Here is a 14,640-nt window from a genome sequence, read left to right as displayed (position 1 = left end):
GCATGTTACGTTCACTTTACTCTGGTATTTCTGGTATGAAAGGTTTTCAAACAAACTTAGACGTAGTAGGAAACAATATCGCTAACGTTAATACTTCTGGATATAAGAAAAGCAGAATTACTTTCCAGGATTTGATGAACCAGCAGGTCAAAGCATCTAATGATCCTACAGCAACAACTGGAGGTACGAATGCCAGCCAAGTCGGATTAGGATCCAAAGTCGGTTCTATTGATAACGTACATACACAAGGGAACCGTCAAACTACTGACCGAACTTTGGATCTCGCTTTAGAAGGAGATGGAATGTTTGTGCTATCTTCAGCACCTACAGGAAATAACGATTTGAACGCAAATACTGTCAGTTTTACTAGAGCCGGTAACTTCTATCTTGACGGAGAAGGCAGAGTTGTTAACAGCAGCGGACTTTTCCTTCTAGGTACTGATGGTGAAGCTATAACGATTGACAAAGAAGCTACTAATATTAGTATCAACAGTCAAGGTCAGGTTCAATATAACTCGGCTGATGGGGAATTAACGACAGCTGGAACTATCGGAGTAGCAAAATTCTCCAATCCAGATGGTCTTGTGAAAAATGGAAACAGCACGTATCGTAACTCTGCGAATGCTGGTCTGTCAGAAGCAGGTATTTCTGCGCCAGGTGAAAATGGTACAGCTGACATCGTCTCAGGGGCTCTGGAAATGTCCAACGTCGACCTTTCCGAAGAGTTCACGAACATGATTATCGCGCAACGTGGATTCCAGGCCAATACTAGAATCATCACTACATCCGATCAGATACTGGAAGAGCTTGTTAACCTGAAACGTTAAGAAGGGGGTGAAGGGAGCTTTAAGCTCCCTTTCAAATCATGATTCAGCTAACAAGATTGAATGGAGAATCATTTACATTGAATGCACTATTCATCGAACAGATACAATCCTTTCCTGACACAACGATCACACTGACATCAAATAAGAAGATCATTGTTCGGGATTCGGAGATAGAAGTGGCAAGAAAGATACGCGAATTCTATCAATCTATCGGTTTGATCGGTGTGAAGGAGAAACAAGAGAAAAATGAACGCTAAAGTTATCATTATTATTTTATCAGTTGTCATCATTTTAGGGGCTGGCGGATTTGTAGCATGGAATTTCTTCACAAGCCCTACGTCAGAGGCTAAAGAACCTTCGGCAACTGAGCTTGCGGAGTATTCAGTAGCAACAGATGAGATTACGACTGATTTGGAGGATGGCAGTATCGTCCGTATCCAATTCCAGCTCATTACAGATGGCGAGAAAGCGAAAGAAGAAGTGACTGCAAGACAATTTCAGCTGAAAAATATCGTAATCAAGGAAATGACTACGATTAATAAAGAGGATTTCCAGGCTGGTTTAACAGACTTAGAAGAAAACCTTAAGAAAAAAATGAATGAAGAAATGCAAGAAGGCAAGATCGATGATGTGTATACGATCAGCAAAGTACTACAATAAAAAACCACTGAAAAGCAGGAACGGAGGTGACGTGCATGGCAGAAGAGGTCTTATCGCAGAATGAGATCGATGCACTGTTATCCGCTATATCTTCCGGTGAGATGGATGCAGATGAGCTGAAGCAGGATGAGAAAGCCAAAAAAGTAAAAACGTACGATTTTAAACGGGCACTCCGTTTTTCGAAGGATCAGATCCGCAGTCTTACACGTATTCATGAGAATTTCGCCAGATTGCTGACAACGTTCTATTCCGCGAGACTGCGAACTTTTGCTCAAATATCGGTCGCATCTGTAGATCAAGTGCCTTACGAGGAGTTCATACGTTCTATTCCGACGATGACTATCTTAAACACATACAGTTTGGCACCGCTAGAGGGAAAAATTCTGATTGAGTATGATCCGACTATCGCTTTTGCGATGCTGGATAGGACACTTGGCGGAAGCGGCGGCAGTGTGAATAAGATCAACAACCTTACAGAAATTGAAACGACTTTGATGACTCAGTTTTTAGAGTCTGGTATGGAGAATCTTAAAGCTGCCTGGCAGTCAGTGGAAGACGTTGATCCAGTGATGGAAGAATTTGAGGTGAATCCGCAATTTATTCAGATGGTTTCTCCAAATGAAACTGTAGTCGTTGTCACTCTGAATTCAACCATTGGAGAAACGTCCGGCATGATCAATATCTGTATACCGCATGTTGTGCTGGAGCCGATTGTATCGAAGCTTTCCATTCATTATTGGATGCAGGCTCCCGTAGACAAACAAGGCAATGAATCAGAATGGCGAGATTTATCCTCGAGTATTCAGAAAGCTTCTATCGATTTAAAGGCGATCCTTGGAGAGACAACGATTCAAGTAGAAGAGTTGATGAACCTCAGGGAAGGTGACGTCCTGATGCTAAATCAGCAGATTGACCGTCCTCTTGACGTGAAAGTAGATAATCAAGTGAAGTTCAAAGCACAGCCAGGTAAACAGAAAAATAGAATGGCGATACAAGTAATGGAAGAGATTGAAACAGGGGGGGAAGAAAATGAGTGACAATATGTTGTCTCAAGAAGAAATAGATGCATTATTAAATGGAACATCCGACAATTCTAGCAGCATAGATGATGAGCAGCTCCTCCCTGAGGAAGATTTGAATTCTATGGAAGTGGATGCACTAGGTGAGATTGGTAATATTTCGTTTGGCAGTTCAGCAACAACACTATCGACACTTTTGAATCAAAAAGTCGATATCACGACGCCAAAAACTGCTGTAATAAATAGATCGGATTTATATGATAAGTTCCCGCAGCCAAATGTGGCGATTGAGGTCAGTTATACAGAAGGATTCGCGGGGGCCAACCTTTTTGTTATTAAACAGAGAGATGCAGCTATAATTGCAGACTTGATGCTCGGCGGAGACGGAAATGCTCCTGCTGAAGAATTCAATGAAATTCATCAGAGTGCTGTACAGGAAGCAATGAATCAAATGATGGGCGCAGCTGCAACGAGTATGAGTACTGTATTCAGCAAAAAAATTGATATTTCTCCGCCATCAATTGCACTGATGGATCTTTCTGCTGGTACTGGGGCCGATAAACTTCCTGAGGATGAACAACTAGTAAGTGTCTCCTTTGATCTGAAGATTGGTAACTTGATAGATTCTTCTATCATGCAGCTTTTGTCGACAGAGTTTGCCAAGGATATGGTGAACGAGCTGCTTCAGCCAGCTCCCGAAGAACCAGAAGCAGCAGCTGTACCACAGCAGCCAGCTCCAAGCCAGCCCGAGCCAACTATTCAGGAAGCACCAATGCAAACGATGCAGCAAACTGCACCGCAGCAGCGGCCCGCTCAGCCTGCGCCGAATGTGCAGCAAGCAGCATTTACAAGCTTTGATACACCAGCAGCTCCGCCTGCTGAACATCCGCGCAACCTTGACTTGCTGATGGATATACCGCTAAAAGTATCGGTTGAACTCGGTAGAACAAAACGTACCATCAAGGAAATTCTTGAGCTGTCTGTCGGTTCCGTTGTGGAATTGGACAAGCTTGCTGGAGAACCGGTGGATATACATGTAAATGATAAATTGATAGCTAAAGGCGAAGTAGTCGTTATCGAAGAGAACTTCGGTGTGCGTGTTACAGACATCTTAAGCCAAACAGACAGATTGAAATCAATTAACTAATTTGACCATTGAGAGGAAGAGAAAATATGGGGAACAGAATTTTAATCGTAGACGACGCTGCATTCATGCGCATGATGATCAAGGATATTTTGACTAAGAACGGCTTTGAAGTAGTAGGAGAAGCACAAGATGGTCAGCAGGCAGTAGAAAAATACAAGGAACTAACTCCGGATCTTGTGACGATGGATATCACAATGCCTGAGATGGATGGAATTGCTGCAATGAAAGAAATCAGAAGTCAATATCCTGATGCAAAAGTTATCATGTGTTCTGCTATGGGCCAGCAAGCGATGGTTATCGATGCTATTCAAGCAGGTGCAAAGGACTTTATCGTCAAACCATTCCAAGCAGATCGCGTTGTAGAGGCAATTCAAAAAGCATTAAGCTAAAAAAGGTGAGTAGGAAATGATGAAAAGAACAGTCTGGGCATGCATGCTCGTCGTATTACTGCATCTTATCGTTTCTCCTGTTTCTGCCGAAGCGGCAGCAAGCGTGGAGGATTGTTTAAAAGAAGGTGCAGCCCAATCAGATGACTGCAAAGATATGAATGAAGCCGGAAACCAACAAGAAAATACACCAACAGTAGATTCGGCTGATTCAGCAGCTGGAGGCACATCGACCTTCTTGAATCTGGTCAAGCTTGCATTGGCACTAGTCGTCGTGCTCGGACTGATCTATGTCCTACTGAAATTTTTAAATAAGCGGAATCGGCTGTTTCAGCAGGTACGGGCTATGGAGAACATAGGCGGTATTGCACTAGGTAACAACAAATCCGTCCAGATTGTCCGAGTCGGTGAAAAAGTATTTATGCTGGGTGTGGGCGACAATGTCGATTTGCTTACGGAAATTAAAGATGAGCAGACGATTAAGGAACTGACAGAACAGGATCAGCAGGAAATGAAGGCATCTGCCCTGCTGGCGAACATTCTGCCGAACAGAAAACAGCAAGAAGAGAAGCAGCAAGAAGACAGACCGAAACAAAATGAATCTTCAAGCAATTTCCAGGATCTTTTCAAAGAGGAAATAGGGAAGCTGAAGCAGTCAAGAAATAGGTTGAAACAGCAGCAAAGGAAGGATACAGACGATGAATGATTTTATCAATATATTTTCTGGAACCGACCCCGAGAATGTATCTACCTCGGTCAAATTGCTGTTATTATTGACTGTTTTTTCCCTGGCACCAGGAATACTGATTCTGATGACCTGCTTTACACGAATTGTGGTAGTTCTATCGTTTGTACGAATGAGTTTAGGTACACAGCAGACACCACCGACGCAAGTATTGATCGGAATTGCATTATTCATGACTTTCTTTATTATGGCGCCGACTTTCAATGAGATTAATGATCAAGCTATTACGCCATTGATGAATGATGAAATATCACTAGATGAGGCTTATACAGAAGCGAGCGGTCCGATCAAGTTGTTCATGGCGGAAGAAACACGGCAAAAGGATTTATCTTTATTTATGAATTATGCCGGTATCGAAAGACCGGAATCAGTCGAAGATATTCCGTTAACAACGCTTGTACCGGCCTTTGCAATCAGTGAGTTGAAGACGGCCTTCCAAATGGGTTTCATGATCTTCATCCCATTCCTTGTTATTGATATGGCAGTAGCAAGTATCCTTATGTCGATGGGTATGATGATGCTGCCGCCAGTAATCATTTCATTACCATTTAAAATTTTGTTATTCATCCTGGTGGATGGCTGGTATCTGGTCACATCCTCGTTACTGCGAGGGTTTTAGCAAATGAAGGAGCGTAACGTTTATGAGCAGTGAATTTGTTATTTCCATCGCAGAACGCGGAATTTATACAGTGCTGATTGTCAGCGGACCTTTGCTTATTCTGGCGCTTGCTGTCGGGTTGATTGTCAGTATATTTCAAGCAACAACACAGATACAGGAACAGACGCTAGCGTTTATTCCTAAAATAGTTGCTGTATTAGTAGGTTTGGTTTTCTTTGGTCCCTGGATGCTGACAAGAATGGTTGAATTCACAGCAGGTATCCTTGAGAATCTGGATCGGTTTGTGGGCTGAGTAGATGCTGTCGCAAATTGATTACACCGTTGTACCAGCATTTGCATTAATTTTAGTTCGTCTTATTGCTTTTTTTGTTACGGTACCTCTGTTTTCTTACAGAAACGTACCAACAACATTCAAGATTGGCTTCAGCTTCTTCCTTGCCATGATTATTTTCTTTACGATCGATCGGCCGACAGTTCCGGTTGACCAGACGTATTTTCTGTTACTTTTTAAGGAAGCAATGGTAGGACTGTCAATCGGACTGCTCGCTTTCATCGTCATCCAAGCAATCAATGTTGCTGGAGGATTAATCGATTTTCAGATGGGCTTTGCAATCGCCAATGTCATTGATCCTGTTACAAGAGCTCAAAGTCCTCTGACAGGGCAATTTCTTTATACGATTGCTACGCTGTTCCTGCTGTCTGTCAATGGTCATTTACTCTTGATTGATGGTATTTTTTACAGTTATCAGCTTATTCCATTGGATGAGATGGTACCATTCGGTGATCAGTCGATTGTAGAACTGGTGCTCCGTTCCTTCAGCCAAATGTTCCTTATTGCATTCCAGATGAGCATCCCTCTTGTCGGATGTTTGTTTCTGGTCGATGTAGCTATTGGGATAGTTGCTAGAACAGTACCGCAGCTAAACGTATTTGTAGTAGGGCCTCCGATCAAGATATTAATAGCTTTTGTGCTGCTGTTTCTATCAATGGGTATCTATATGACAGTTGTTCGGCAGCTGTTCGATTATATGCTTGTAACAATGCGCGATCTGATGGTGCTGTTTGGAGGGGCTTAAATGAAATACCGTTTGGACCTGCAATTTTTCGCTGGTGAAAAGACAGAGAAAGCAACTCCGAAGAAACAGCAGGATACTAGGAAAAAAGGACAAGTGGCCAAGAGTCAGGATGTCAATACTGCTATATTACTTCTATTCTCTTTAGGACTCTTGGCGTTGATGGGCGGTTATTTTAAAGATCAGTTCCTACAGCTTTTCACGCATGTATTCAATAACTATCTCACCGAGGATATTACCGCGAATACTGTGCAGACACTGCTTGTTGAGATGAGCATATCTCTTGCGAAAATAGTCGGTCCTGTAATGGGAATTGCTATTCTGGCTGGACTGGTCTCTAATTTCGCGCAATTCGGTTTGCTTTTCAGCGGGGAAGCAATAAAGTTTGACTTGAAGAAAATCGATCCAATCCAAGGGGCAAAACGGATATTTTCAGTCCGGGCTTTGGTCGAACTATTAAAATCATTGCTCAAGATTGGACTGGTAGGGGCAGTAACATTTTATGTTCTTTGGCAGAACATGGATACGGTTATGACTATGTTCACGAAGTCTCCTGAAAATGCCATGCAGTTTTTCGGAAAGATAACGTTATACATGGGTTTTGCAGCAACGCTTGCCTTGCTGTTTATAGCAGTTCTGGATTATGCATATCAGCGATTTGATTTTGCAAAGAACATTCGGATGTCCAAGCAAGACATCAAGGATGAGTATAAAAACATGGAAGGTAATCCTTTGATTCGTTCCAAAATAAAAGAAAAGCAACGCCAAATGTCCATGATGCGGATGATGAGCGAGGTTCCAAAAGCAGATGTAGTTATTACGAACCCAACACACTTCGCAATTGCTATTAAATATGACGACACGAAGTCGGATACACCCATCGTTATAGCGAAAGGTATGGATCACGTAGCACTGAAGATTAAGGAAATAGCTAAAGCGAACGATGTGACAATGGTAGAAAACAGACCGCTGGCACGCGGATTATATAAGAATGTGGAGCTGAACCATCCGATACAGGAAGAATTCTTCCAAGCGGTTGCGGAAGTGCTCGCCTTTGTTTACCGCACGGAGCGTAAAACGTAAGAGAAGAGGAAGGAATTACAACATGAAACTTAAGGATATGTCAGTACTTATAGCAGTAATATTAGTGATCGTCATGCTGATCATTCCGTTGCCGGATTGGCTTCTCAGCATTCTGATCCTGACGAATATCTCGCTTGCTTTAATCGTCATTCTGGTGGCGATGAATACGGAGGAAGCGCTGCAATTCTCAATCTTCCCTACTCTCTTACTTTTGCTTACCCTGTTCAGGCTGGCATTGAATATATCGACGACAAGAGCAATTCTTTCAGATGGTCATGCTGGCGGTGTAGTAGAGACTTTCGGCAGCTTTGTGATCGGTGGTAATCCGCTTGTCGGGTTTGTCGTATTTATCATCTTGGTTATTATTCAATTTTTAGTTATCACGAAGGGTTCGGAGCGAGTATCTGAAGTGGCGGCCCGATTCACACTTGATGCGATGCCAGGGAAGCAGATGAGTATCGATGCCGATTTGAATGCTGGCATGATATCAGATGTAGAAGCCAAAGAGCGCCGTGAAAAAGTGGGAAATGAAGCAGATTTCTACGGAGCAATGGATGGAGCGAGTAAATTCGTAAAAGGTGATGCCATTGCCGGTATCATTATCGTATTGATCAATATCGTATTTGGATTGATTATCGGGATGATGCAAATGGGCATGAGCTTCCAGGAAGCCATCAATACATTTATGCGACTCACTATCGGTGACGGACTGGTTACACAAATTCCGGCTATTTTGATTTCTACTGCAACAGGTATTGTGGTGACACGAGTAGCTTCAGAAGGAAATCTGAGCAGTGATGTAACGAAACAGCTATTCCGATACCCGAGTTTGTTATATATAGCTGCAGGGGCAATCTTCATGCTCGGTTTGACACCAATCAACTTCTTCCTGACAACTACGATTGCCGCTGTACTTGCTGGAATTGGTTATTTCTTGTCCAGAGTTCAAAAAAAGCAGGAGACTGTCGCAGAAGTGACCGAGGAAGTGCAAGAAGAAACATCTATGAAGTCTTCGGACAATGTTGTGAATCTGTTAAGCATGGATCCTATCGAATTCGAATTCGGTTATGCCCTTATACCGCTTGCTGATACGAATCAAGGCGGGGACTTGCTCGATCGGATTGTCATGATCCGTAAACAGCTTGCCATCGAACTTGGTATTGTGATTCCGGTTGTAAGGATACGCGATAATATTCAGCTCGGTCCCAATGAATATCGTCTGAAGATAAAGGGCAACGAAGTCGCAGCTGGAGAGGTGCTGCTGGACCACTACTTAGCGATGAGTCCGGGTGTGGAAGATGATGGACTGGATGGAATTGAAACACTTGAACCCGCTTTCGGGCTGCCCGCTAAGTGGATTAGTGAGGAGACGAAGGACGATGCCGAGCTATCAGGCTATACGGTCGTTGATCCTCCGTCTGTTGTATCGACCCACCTCACGGAAACAATTAAGCGCCATGCACATGAATTACTTGGCAGACAAGAAACAAAGCAGCTTATCGATCATCTGAAAGAATCATACCCAATATTGGCAGAAGAAGTGACACCGGAACCGCTGTCGGTTGGAGATGTGCAAAAGGTGCTGGCAAAACTGCTGCGTGAGCATGTATCAGTTAGAAATTTGCCGGTTATATTCGAGACGTTGGCTGATTTTGGCAGGATGACGACAGATACAGATCTGTTGGCAGAATATGCACGACAAGCACTTGCACCGCAAATCACGAAGCAATATGTTCAAAATAGTCAGCCGCTGCAGGTTATAACTGTCTCTGGAGCTGTTGAAAAGGTCATAGCAGATCATATCCAGCAAACAGAACATGGAAATTATTTATCTCTGGATCCGGAATCACAGCAGAAAATCGTACAGTCAGTTATGGAACAAGCAGAACGTCTGTCGTTGAGAGAAGAAACAGTCATTGTTCTATGCTCTCCTACAATCCGGATGTATGTTCGTCAACTGCTTGATCGGAGTTTACCGCATGCAGTGGTTCTATCTTACAACGAATTGGATAATACAACAGAAATCAGGAGTGTCGGGATGGTGAATGTCGCATGAAAATGAAGAAATATACAGCTGACACAATGCCCGAAGCAATGATTCAGATTAGACGTGAACTAGGTCAAGATGCAGTCATCCTTCGAACAAAAGAACTGACAAGCGGCGGTTTTTTCGGACTCTTCAAGAAGAAGCGTATTGAAGTCATTGCGGCATTGGATCAGCAAGATCTTAATAGCAGTAATCGTAACGAGCGAAAGCCAGCTATTTCATCCACAATGTCTCTTGAAAAGAAAGAGACAAAACAAGCTGAAACGGATATTTCAGCAGAAATTGCGGCTCTCAAGAAGGAGTTAAGTTCTGCGCTTTCCAACCAGACCCGGCATTATGCATTGCCAGTACAAGGTCTATATGATCGACTTCTGCACAATGAGGTCCATCCCCAGATCGCTTCCGGACTTATGGAACGGCTCTTAGAAGAAGCTTCTAGTAAAGATGTCGAACAAGTGCTGCTTAATACGTTGGTGAAACGTTTTGAAAAGGTCCAGCAGCCCGCACAGTTTGATAAGAAATTTATACATCTTGTGGGTCCAACTGGGGTAGGAAAGACGACAACGATAGCTAAGCTTGCTGCGAAGAGTGCGTTAGTAGATAAAAAAAGAGTTGCTTTTATTACGACTGACACTTACAGAATTGCGGCAATCGATCAGTTGCGCACATACGCCAAAATATTGGAAGTTCCGCTTGAAGTTGCTTATTCGCTTGAAGATTATCAAGCTGCAAGAGAGAAGCTTGCTGATTATGATTTAGTATTCATCGATACAGCCGGAAGAAACTTCAAAGATTCCACTTATGTAAAAGAGCTAGAACGCACGCTTGACTTGCAACATGAAGCGGAGACGTATTTAACTTTGTCCATTACGACAAGAGCTAGTGATCTGTCTGAGATTTATGACCAGTTCGCACATTTGCCGATTAAGCAGTTTATTTTCACGAAATTAGATGAGGCGAGCCGCTATGGAGGTATCCTTAATCTGATTCAGCAAGCACATATCGGTGTAGCGTATCTAACCCATGGCCAGGATGTACCGGATGATATTATTGCTCCATCTGCTTCTTACTTGGCAAAACGTGTAATGGAGGCGACTGCGCGTGCATGATCAAGCAGCTAAACTCCGGGCGAGTGTGCAGCACATGCCAATTGGACGCACCATAGCTGTTGCCAGTGGGAAAGGCGGAGTTGGCAAATCGAATTTCGCTCTGAACTTTTCGTTAGCTTTAAGCAAGCTTGGCAAGTCAGTCCTGCTTATTGACTTGGATTTAGGAATGGGAAACATTGAAATATTGCTAGGTACTTCGGCCAAGCATTCCTTTGTGGAAATGATTCAGAACCGTTTAAAACTTGAACAGATTGTGGAAGCGGGACCTGATGGTCTCGACTTCATTGCTGCGGGAGCAGCGATGAATGAACTCTTTCATATGGACGGTCCCGGATTCACACATTTCCAAAAAGAGTTTGAAAGAGCACAGCAAGTCTATGACTTTGTATTCCTTGATATGGGAGCTGGATTAACGGAAGAAAGTGCATCGTTCATCTTAGCAGCAGATGAAAGTATTGTGGTAACCACGACTGAACCTACCAGCATGATGGACGCATATGCCCTGATCAAACATATCAAGCAGCGGAATGCTGATTTGCCAATGTATCTGCTTGTAAATCGGGCAATGGACAAGCGTGAGGGACAGGATACAGCAGCTCGAATGAAGGAAGTAATACGGACATTTCTTCATACTGAGATAATGCTTTTAGGAATCTTGCCTGAGGACAAGCAGGTTCCCAAATCGGTGAAAATGCAGGAGCCATTCATAAATCAAAAGGATTCAAAAGCGGGAACTAGCATAAAGCAGCTCGCAGCCACCTATCTGAAGCCTGCAGCAGAAACAACAGCTAGAGAAAGAACATCATTTATAGGCAGATTAAGAGATATTTGGACGGGAGGAACTCGCAATGGGAAAGATCCGCGTTTTAGTCGTTGATGATTCCGCTTTTATGCGGAAAATTATTTCGGATTTACTGAACAGTGATGATCGACTGGAAGTTATCGGAACAGCCCGCAACGGCAAAGATGGTCTGGAGCAAATCAGTCAGCTGAAACCAGATGTAGTGACGATGGATGTAGAAATGCCGATCATGAACGGACTGGATGCGCTGAAGCAAATCATGCAGAAGCATCCGCTCCCAGTAGTCATGCTCTCCAGCTTAACGAAGCAAGGTGCAGATATGACCATTCATGCCATGTCACTTGGTGCGGTTGATTTTATTGCAAAGCCGTCTGGTTCCATATCCTTGGATTTGGATAAGGTGCGGGATGAGTTGGTCGTCAAAGTTGTGGCAGCAGCATCCTCTCGTCTCTCAACTAGAGAGCAAGTAAAAGCAGCAGAGGTAAAGGTTTTTGCGAAGGCTCCTGCGAAAAAATCTGCTGATCGCAATTTGGTAGCTATCGGCACTTCCACAGGAGGTCCAAGAGCTTTGCAGGAAGTTATCGGGAAACTGCCTTCTGCACTTGCTGCTCCCGTAGTTGTCGTCCAGCATATGCCAGTAGGTTTCACGAAGTCTCTGGCAGAAAGGCTGGATAGTTTAAGTGCAATTAAAGTCAAGGAAGCAGAACAAAATGAAACCTTAAGGAATGGCGTGGTTTATATCGCGCCAGGAGGATATCATCTGACGATAGTACAGGCAGACAGCAGACTTATCGCCAAACTGACATTGGAAGACCCTGTGAAGGGGCATCGGCCTTCTGTAGACAGAATGTTCGAATCAATCAGCAGTCTGGTAAATGTGGATGTATGTACAGTCATCATGACAGGCATGGGAGCAGATGGAACCGAGGGTCTGAGAAAAATGAAGGCCAAGCTGCCATCTGTATACAGCATCGGTGAATCAGCAGAATCATGTGTTGTTTATGGAATGCCTAGGGCTGCTGCAGAAGCCGGACTGCTGCACCATGTTTGTCCGGTCCAGACAATCGCTTCGGCAATCCAGCAGAGAATCAATCTATTAGAGGGGGTCAACAAATGGAAATAGATCAGTATTTAGGTGTATTTATCGAAGAAAGCAAAGAACATCTTCAAGCTTTGAACCAGAATTTACTAGTACTTGAAAAGCAGCCGGAAGATATCGGTGTAGTCAATGAAATTTTCCGTTCTGCTCATACGCTAAAAGGCATGTCTGCTACGATGGGTTATCAAGATTTAGCTAATTTGACACATCAAATGGAAAACGTACTTGATGCAATTCGTAACCATCAGATTAAAATTAACCCAGACATCCTGGATATTGTTTTTGATGCTGTGGATAGTCTGGAAGAAATGGTCCTCGATATAGAATCTGGAGGAGCAGGAACTAAAGAGGTTAGTGAATTGGTCAGTCAGCTTGCTGCAATTGAGTCTGGTGAAGCGCCGCTTCAGTCTGCCGCAGCAGTTGCAGAGGAACCAATCAGTGATACATCAGGTCTTATTCTGGATGAATTTGAGCTGGCGGTACTGCGAGAAAGCGAAGAAAAAGGATTCCAAAACTTCTACACCAAAGTTACGTTGCGAGAGGATTGTATGCTGAAGGCTGCTCGAGTTTACATGGTATTCGAAGTACTTGAGTCCTTGGGTGAGGTCGTTAAAAGTAATCCGGATGTTTCCCAGCTTGAGGATGAAGCATTCGATCTGACATTTGAAGTATTACTTGTGACTCAAGAGCCGAAAGAACTTATCGAAGAAAAGGTCCTGAAAGTATCGGAAATTGATGCTGTTTCCATCCAAAACTTCTTCATCGATACATATAAGCACGTACAAGATGAAGGGCTAGAAGAAGTAACTGCTTCTGTGGATAAAGAAAAGGTTGAAGAAACAACAATCGAGAAAAAAGCCCAGCAAAGCAACAAGACGATTCGTGTCAATATTGAACGCCTTGATATTCTGATGAATTTGTTTGAGGAGCTAGTTATAGATCGCGGCAGACTTGAGCAGATTGCTGATGATGTAAAACATCCAGAACTACATGAGACAGTCGAACGGATGGCGAGAATTTCCGGAGATCTTCAGAGTATTGTTCTGACTATGCGAATGGTATCAATTGATCAAGTATTCAATCGCTTCCCACGCATGGTGCGACAGCTTGCAAAAGATCTTGGCAAGAAAATAGATCTGCAAATTGAAGGCGCTGAAACAGAGCTTGACCGTACAGTCATCGATGAAATTGGTGACCCGCTTGTACATTTGATTCGCAATAGTCTGGATCATGGTGTTGAAACTCCGGAAGTAAGACGAGAGTTAGGTAAGCCGGAAACGGGTACGATCAAACTGAAAGCCTACCATTCTGGTAATCATGTATTTATCGATATTACCGACGATGGTGCCGGGATCAACCGGAAGAAAGTTACTGAAAAAGCAATTAAAAATGGTCTTATTACAAAAGAACAAGCAGCAATAATGAATGACAACCAGGTATTCAGCTTGATTATGCAAAGCGGATTCTCAACAGCTGACACCATTTCAGATATTTCAGGTCGTGGAGTTGGGTTGGATGTTGTCAGAAATACAATCGAATCACTTGGTGGAACAATTACAATAAATTCCGAAGAAGGAAAGGGATCTATATTCAGTATTGAATTGCCGCTGACATTATCAATCATCAGTGTCCTACTTGTAGAGATCCAAAATGAGAAATATGCTGTTCCGCTATCTTCGATCATTGAGACAGCAATTATTCCGAAAGCGGATATCATGCATGTTCATAATCAAGCCGTAATCGATTTCCGTGGCAGAGTCGTTCCGCTTGTTTCCTTGAAGGAAGTTTTCCAAGTACCTGAAGTAAAAGAAGAAACGGATTATTACTCTGTGGTCATTATTAAAAAAGGTGACAAATCAGCTGGACTAATTGTGGACGGCTTTATTGGACAGCAAGAAATCGTCCTTAAATCACTTGGAAATTACTTGACTGAAATATTCGCTATCTCTGGAGCTACTATTTTAGGAGATGGCCAAGTAGCACTTATTATCGACAGCAATGCGTTAATTAAATAAGGAGGGTTC

General features: G+C 43.2%; 16 protein-coding genes. All 16 read left to right on the top strand.

The window, feature by feature from the left end:
- Positions 1–2 precede the first annotated feature (2 nt).
- The 16 genes from flgG to AE2B122_RS04250 are packed head-to-tail and all read left to right on the top strand — an operon-like array spanning position 3 to position 14,631.
- On the top strand, positions 3–827 hold the full coding sequence (gene flgG, locus AE2B122_RS04325) for a flagellar basal body rod protein FlgG (RefSeq protein WP_095217663.1): 825 nt from the start codon (positions 3–5) through the stop codon (positions 825–827).
- A 38-nt stretch (positions 828–865) separates the two neighbouring features.
- Positions 866–1,084 (top strand): flagellar FlbD family protein, encoded by a 219-nt coding sequence (locus AE2B122_RS04320; protein ID WP_175073182.1) that lies wholly within the window; start codon positions 866–868, stop codon positions 1,082–1,084.
- Positions 1,074–1,487, top strand: coding sequence for a flagellar basal body-associated FliL family protein (locus tag AE2B122_RS04315; protein WP_038560206.1), 414 nt, complete (start codon positions 1,074–1,076; stop codon positions 1,485–1,487). Before AE2B122_RS04320 ends, AE2B122_RS04315 begins: the two co-directional genes overlap by 11 nt.
- A 35-nt stretch (positions 1,488–1,522) precedes the next feature.
- Entirely contained in the window at positions 1,523–2,524 is a 1,002-nt protein-coding gene (fliM, locus tag AE2B122_RS04310; protein WP_095270272.1) for a flagellar motor switch protein FliM, read from the top strand.
- On the top strand, positions 2,517–3,653 hold the full coding sequence (gene fliY, locus AE2B122_RS04305) for a flagellar motor switch phosphatase FliY (RefSeq protein WP_095270269.1): 1,137 nt from the start codon (positions 2,517–2,519) through the stop codon (positions 3,651–3,653). The genes fliM and fliY overlap by 8 nt, the downstream gene beginning before the upstream one ends.
- Positions 3,654–3,679: 26 nt before the next feature.
- The gene (locus AE2B122_RS04300) at positions 3,680–4,042 is read left to right on the top strand and encodes a response regulator (protein ID WP_095217667.1); all 363 of its coding nucleotides are present in this window, start codon (positions 3,680–3,682) and stop codon (positions 4,040–4,042) included.
- A 16-nt stretch (positions 4,043–4,058) separates the two neighbouring features.
- On the top strand, positions 4,059–4,745 hold the full coding sequence (locus tag AE2B122_RS04295; RefSeq protein WP_095217668.1) for a flagellar biosynthetic protein FliO: 687 nt from the start codon (positions 4,059–4,061) through the stop codon (positions 4,743–4,745).
- Positions 4,738–5,403 carry a flagellar type III secretion system pore protein FliP gene (gene fliP, locus AE2B122_RS04290; protein WP_175073181.1) on the top strand — a complete coding sequence of 222 codons (666 nt, stop codon included), beginning with the start codon at positions 4,738–4,740 and terminating at the stop codon, positions 5,401–5,403. The genes AE2B122_RS04295 and fliP overlap by 8 nt, the downstream gene beginning before the upstream one ends.
- A gap of 22 nt (positions 5,404–5,425) precedes the next feature.
- The gene (gene fliQ, locus AE2B122_RS04285; RefSeq protein ID WP_038560224.1) at positions 5,426–5,695 is read left to right on the top strand and encodes a flagellar biosynthesis protein FliQ; all 270 of its coding nucleotides are present in this window, start codon (positions 5,426–5,428) and stop codon (positions 5,693–5,695) included.
- Between the two features lie 4 nt (positions 5,696–5,699).
- Positions 5,700–6,479: a flagellar biosynthetic protein FliR gene (gene fliR, locus AE2B122_RS04280; RefSeq protein ID WP_095217669.1), complete on the top strand. Its 780-nt coding sequence runs from the start codon at positions 5,700–5,702 to the stop codon at positions 6,477–6,479.
- Positions 6,480–7,559: a flagellar biosynthesis protein FlhB gene (gene flhB, locus AE2B122_RS04275; protein WP_175073180.1), complete on the top strand. Its 1,080-nt coding sequence runs from the start codon at positions 6,480–6,482 to the stop codon at positions 7,557–7,559.
- A gap of 22 nt (positions 7,560–7,581) precedes the next feature.
- Positions 7,582–9,615 (top strand): flagellar biosynthesis protein FlhA, encoded by a 2,034-nt coding sequence (gene flhA, locus AE2B122_RS04270; protein ID WP_175073179.1) that lies wholly within the window; start codon positions 7,582–7,584, stop codon positions 9,613–9,615.
- Positions 9,612–10,715, top strand: coding sequence for a flagellar biosynthesis protein FlhF (gene flhF, locus AE2B122_RS04265; RefSeq protein ID WP_175073178.1), 1,104 nt, complete (start codon positions 9,612–9,614; stop codon positions 10,713–10,715). Before flhA ends, flhF begins: the two co-directional genes overlap by 4 nt.
- Positions 10,708–11,592: a MinD/ParA family protein gene (locus tag AE2B122_RS04260; protein ID WP_175073177.1), complete on the top strand. Its 885-nt coding sequence runs from the start codon at positions 10,708–10,710 to the stop codon at positions 11,590–11,592. The genes flhF and AE2B122_RS04260 overlap by 8 nt, the downstream gene beginning before the upstream one ends.
- Entirely contained in the window at positions 11,564–12,640 is a 1,077-nt protein-coding gene (locus tag AE2B122_RS04255; protein WP_175073176.1) for a chemotaxis response regulator protein-glutamate methylesterase, read from the top strand. Before AE2B122_RS04260 ends, AE2B122_RS04255 begins: the two co-directional genes overlap by 29 nt.
- On the top strand, positions 12,631–14,631 hold the full coding sequence (locus AE2B122_RS04250; RefSeq protein WP_175073175.1) for a chemotaxis protein CheA: 2,001 nt from the start codon (positions 12,631–12,633) through the stop codon (positions 14,629–14,631). Before AE2B122_RS04255 ends, AE2B122_RS04250 begins: the two co-directional genes overlap by 10 nt.
- Positions 14,632–14,640: the final 9 nt, after the last annotated feature.

Origin of the sequence: Terribacillus sp. AE2B 122 (assembly GCF_902497585.1) — a bacterium.
GTDB lineage: Bacteria > Bacillota > Bacilli > Bacillales > Amphibacillaceae > Terribacillus > Terribacillus saccharophilus_A.
Note: the sequence above shows the minus strand (reverse complement) of the source record. Positions and strands in the feature narration are given on the sequence as shown.

What these genes read in the sequence shown, in the direction of transcription:
- flhA (WP_175073179.1), top strand. Translation starts at nt 7,582, where the DNA reads ATGAAACTTAAGGATATGTCAGTACTTATAGCAGTAATATTAGTGATC.
- AE2B122_RS04295 (WP_095217668.1), top strand. Translation starts at nt 4,059, where the DNA reads ATGATGAAAAGAACAGTCTGGGCATGCATGCTCGTCGTATTACTGCAT.
- AE2B122_RS04320 (WP_175073182.1), top strand. Translation starts at nt 866, where the DNA reads ATGATTCAGCTAACAAGATTGAATGGAGAATCATTTACATTGAATGCA.
- fliY (WP_095270269.1), top strand. Translation starts at nt 2,517, where the DNA reads ATGAGTGACAATATGTTGTCTCAAGAAGAAATAGATGCATTATTAAAT.
- AE2B122_RS04300 (WP_095217667.1), top strand. Translation starts at nt 3,680, where the DNA reads ATGGGGAACAGAATTTTAATCGTAGACGACGCTGCATTCATGCGCATG.
- fliQ (WP_038560224.1), top strand. Translation starts at nt 5,426, where the DNA reads ATGAGCAGTGAATTTGTTATTTCCATCGCAGAACGCGGAATTTATACA.
- AE2B122_RS04315 (WP_038560206.1), top strand. Translation starts at nt 1,074, where the DNA reads ATGAACGCTAAAGTTATCATTATTATTTTATCAGTTGTCATCATTTTA.
- flhB (WP_175073180.1), top strand. Translation starts at nt 6,480, where the DNA reads ATGAAATACCGTTTGGACCTGCAATTTTTCGCTGGTGAAAAGACAGAG.
- flgG (WP_095217663.1), top strand. Translation starts at nt 3, where the DNA reads ATGTTACGTTCACTTTACTCTGGTATTTCTGGTATGAAAGGTTTTCAA.
- AE2B122_RS04250 (WP_175073175.1), top strand. Translation starts at nt 12,631, where the DNA reads ATGGAAATAGATCAGTATTTAGGTGTATTTATCGAAGAAAGCAAAGAA.
- fliR (WP_095217669.1), top strand. Translation starts at nt 5,700, where the DNA reads ATGCTGTCGCAAATTGATTACACCGTTGTACCAGCATTTGCATTAATT.
- fliM (WP_095270272.1), top strand. Translation starts at nt 1,523, where the DNA reads ATGGCAGAAGAGGTCTTATCGCAGAATGAGATCGATGCACTGTTATCC.
- AE2B122_RS04255 (WP_175073176.1), top strand. Translation starts at nt 11,564, where the DNA reads ATGGGAAAGATCCGCGTTTTAGTCGTTGATGATTCCGCTTTTATGCGG.
- flhF (WP_175073178.1), top strand. Translation starts at nt 9,612, where the DNA reads ATGAAAATGAAGAAATATACAGCTGACACAATGCCCGAAGCAATGATT.
- fliP (WP_175073181.1), top strand. Translation starts at nt 4,738, where the DNA reads ATGAATGATTTTATCAATATATTTTCTGGAACCGACCCCGAGAATGTA.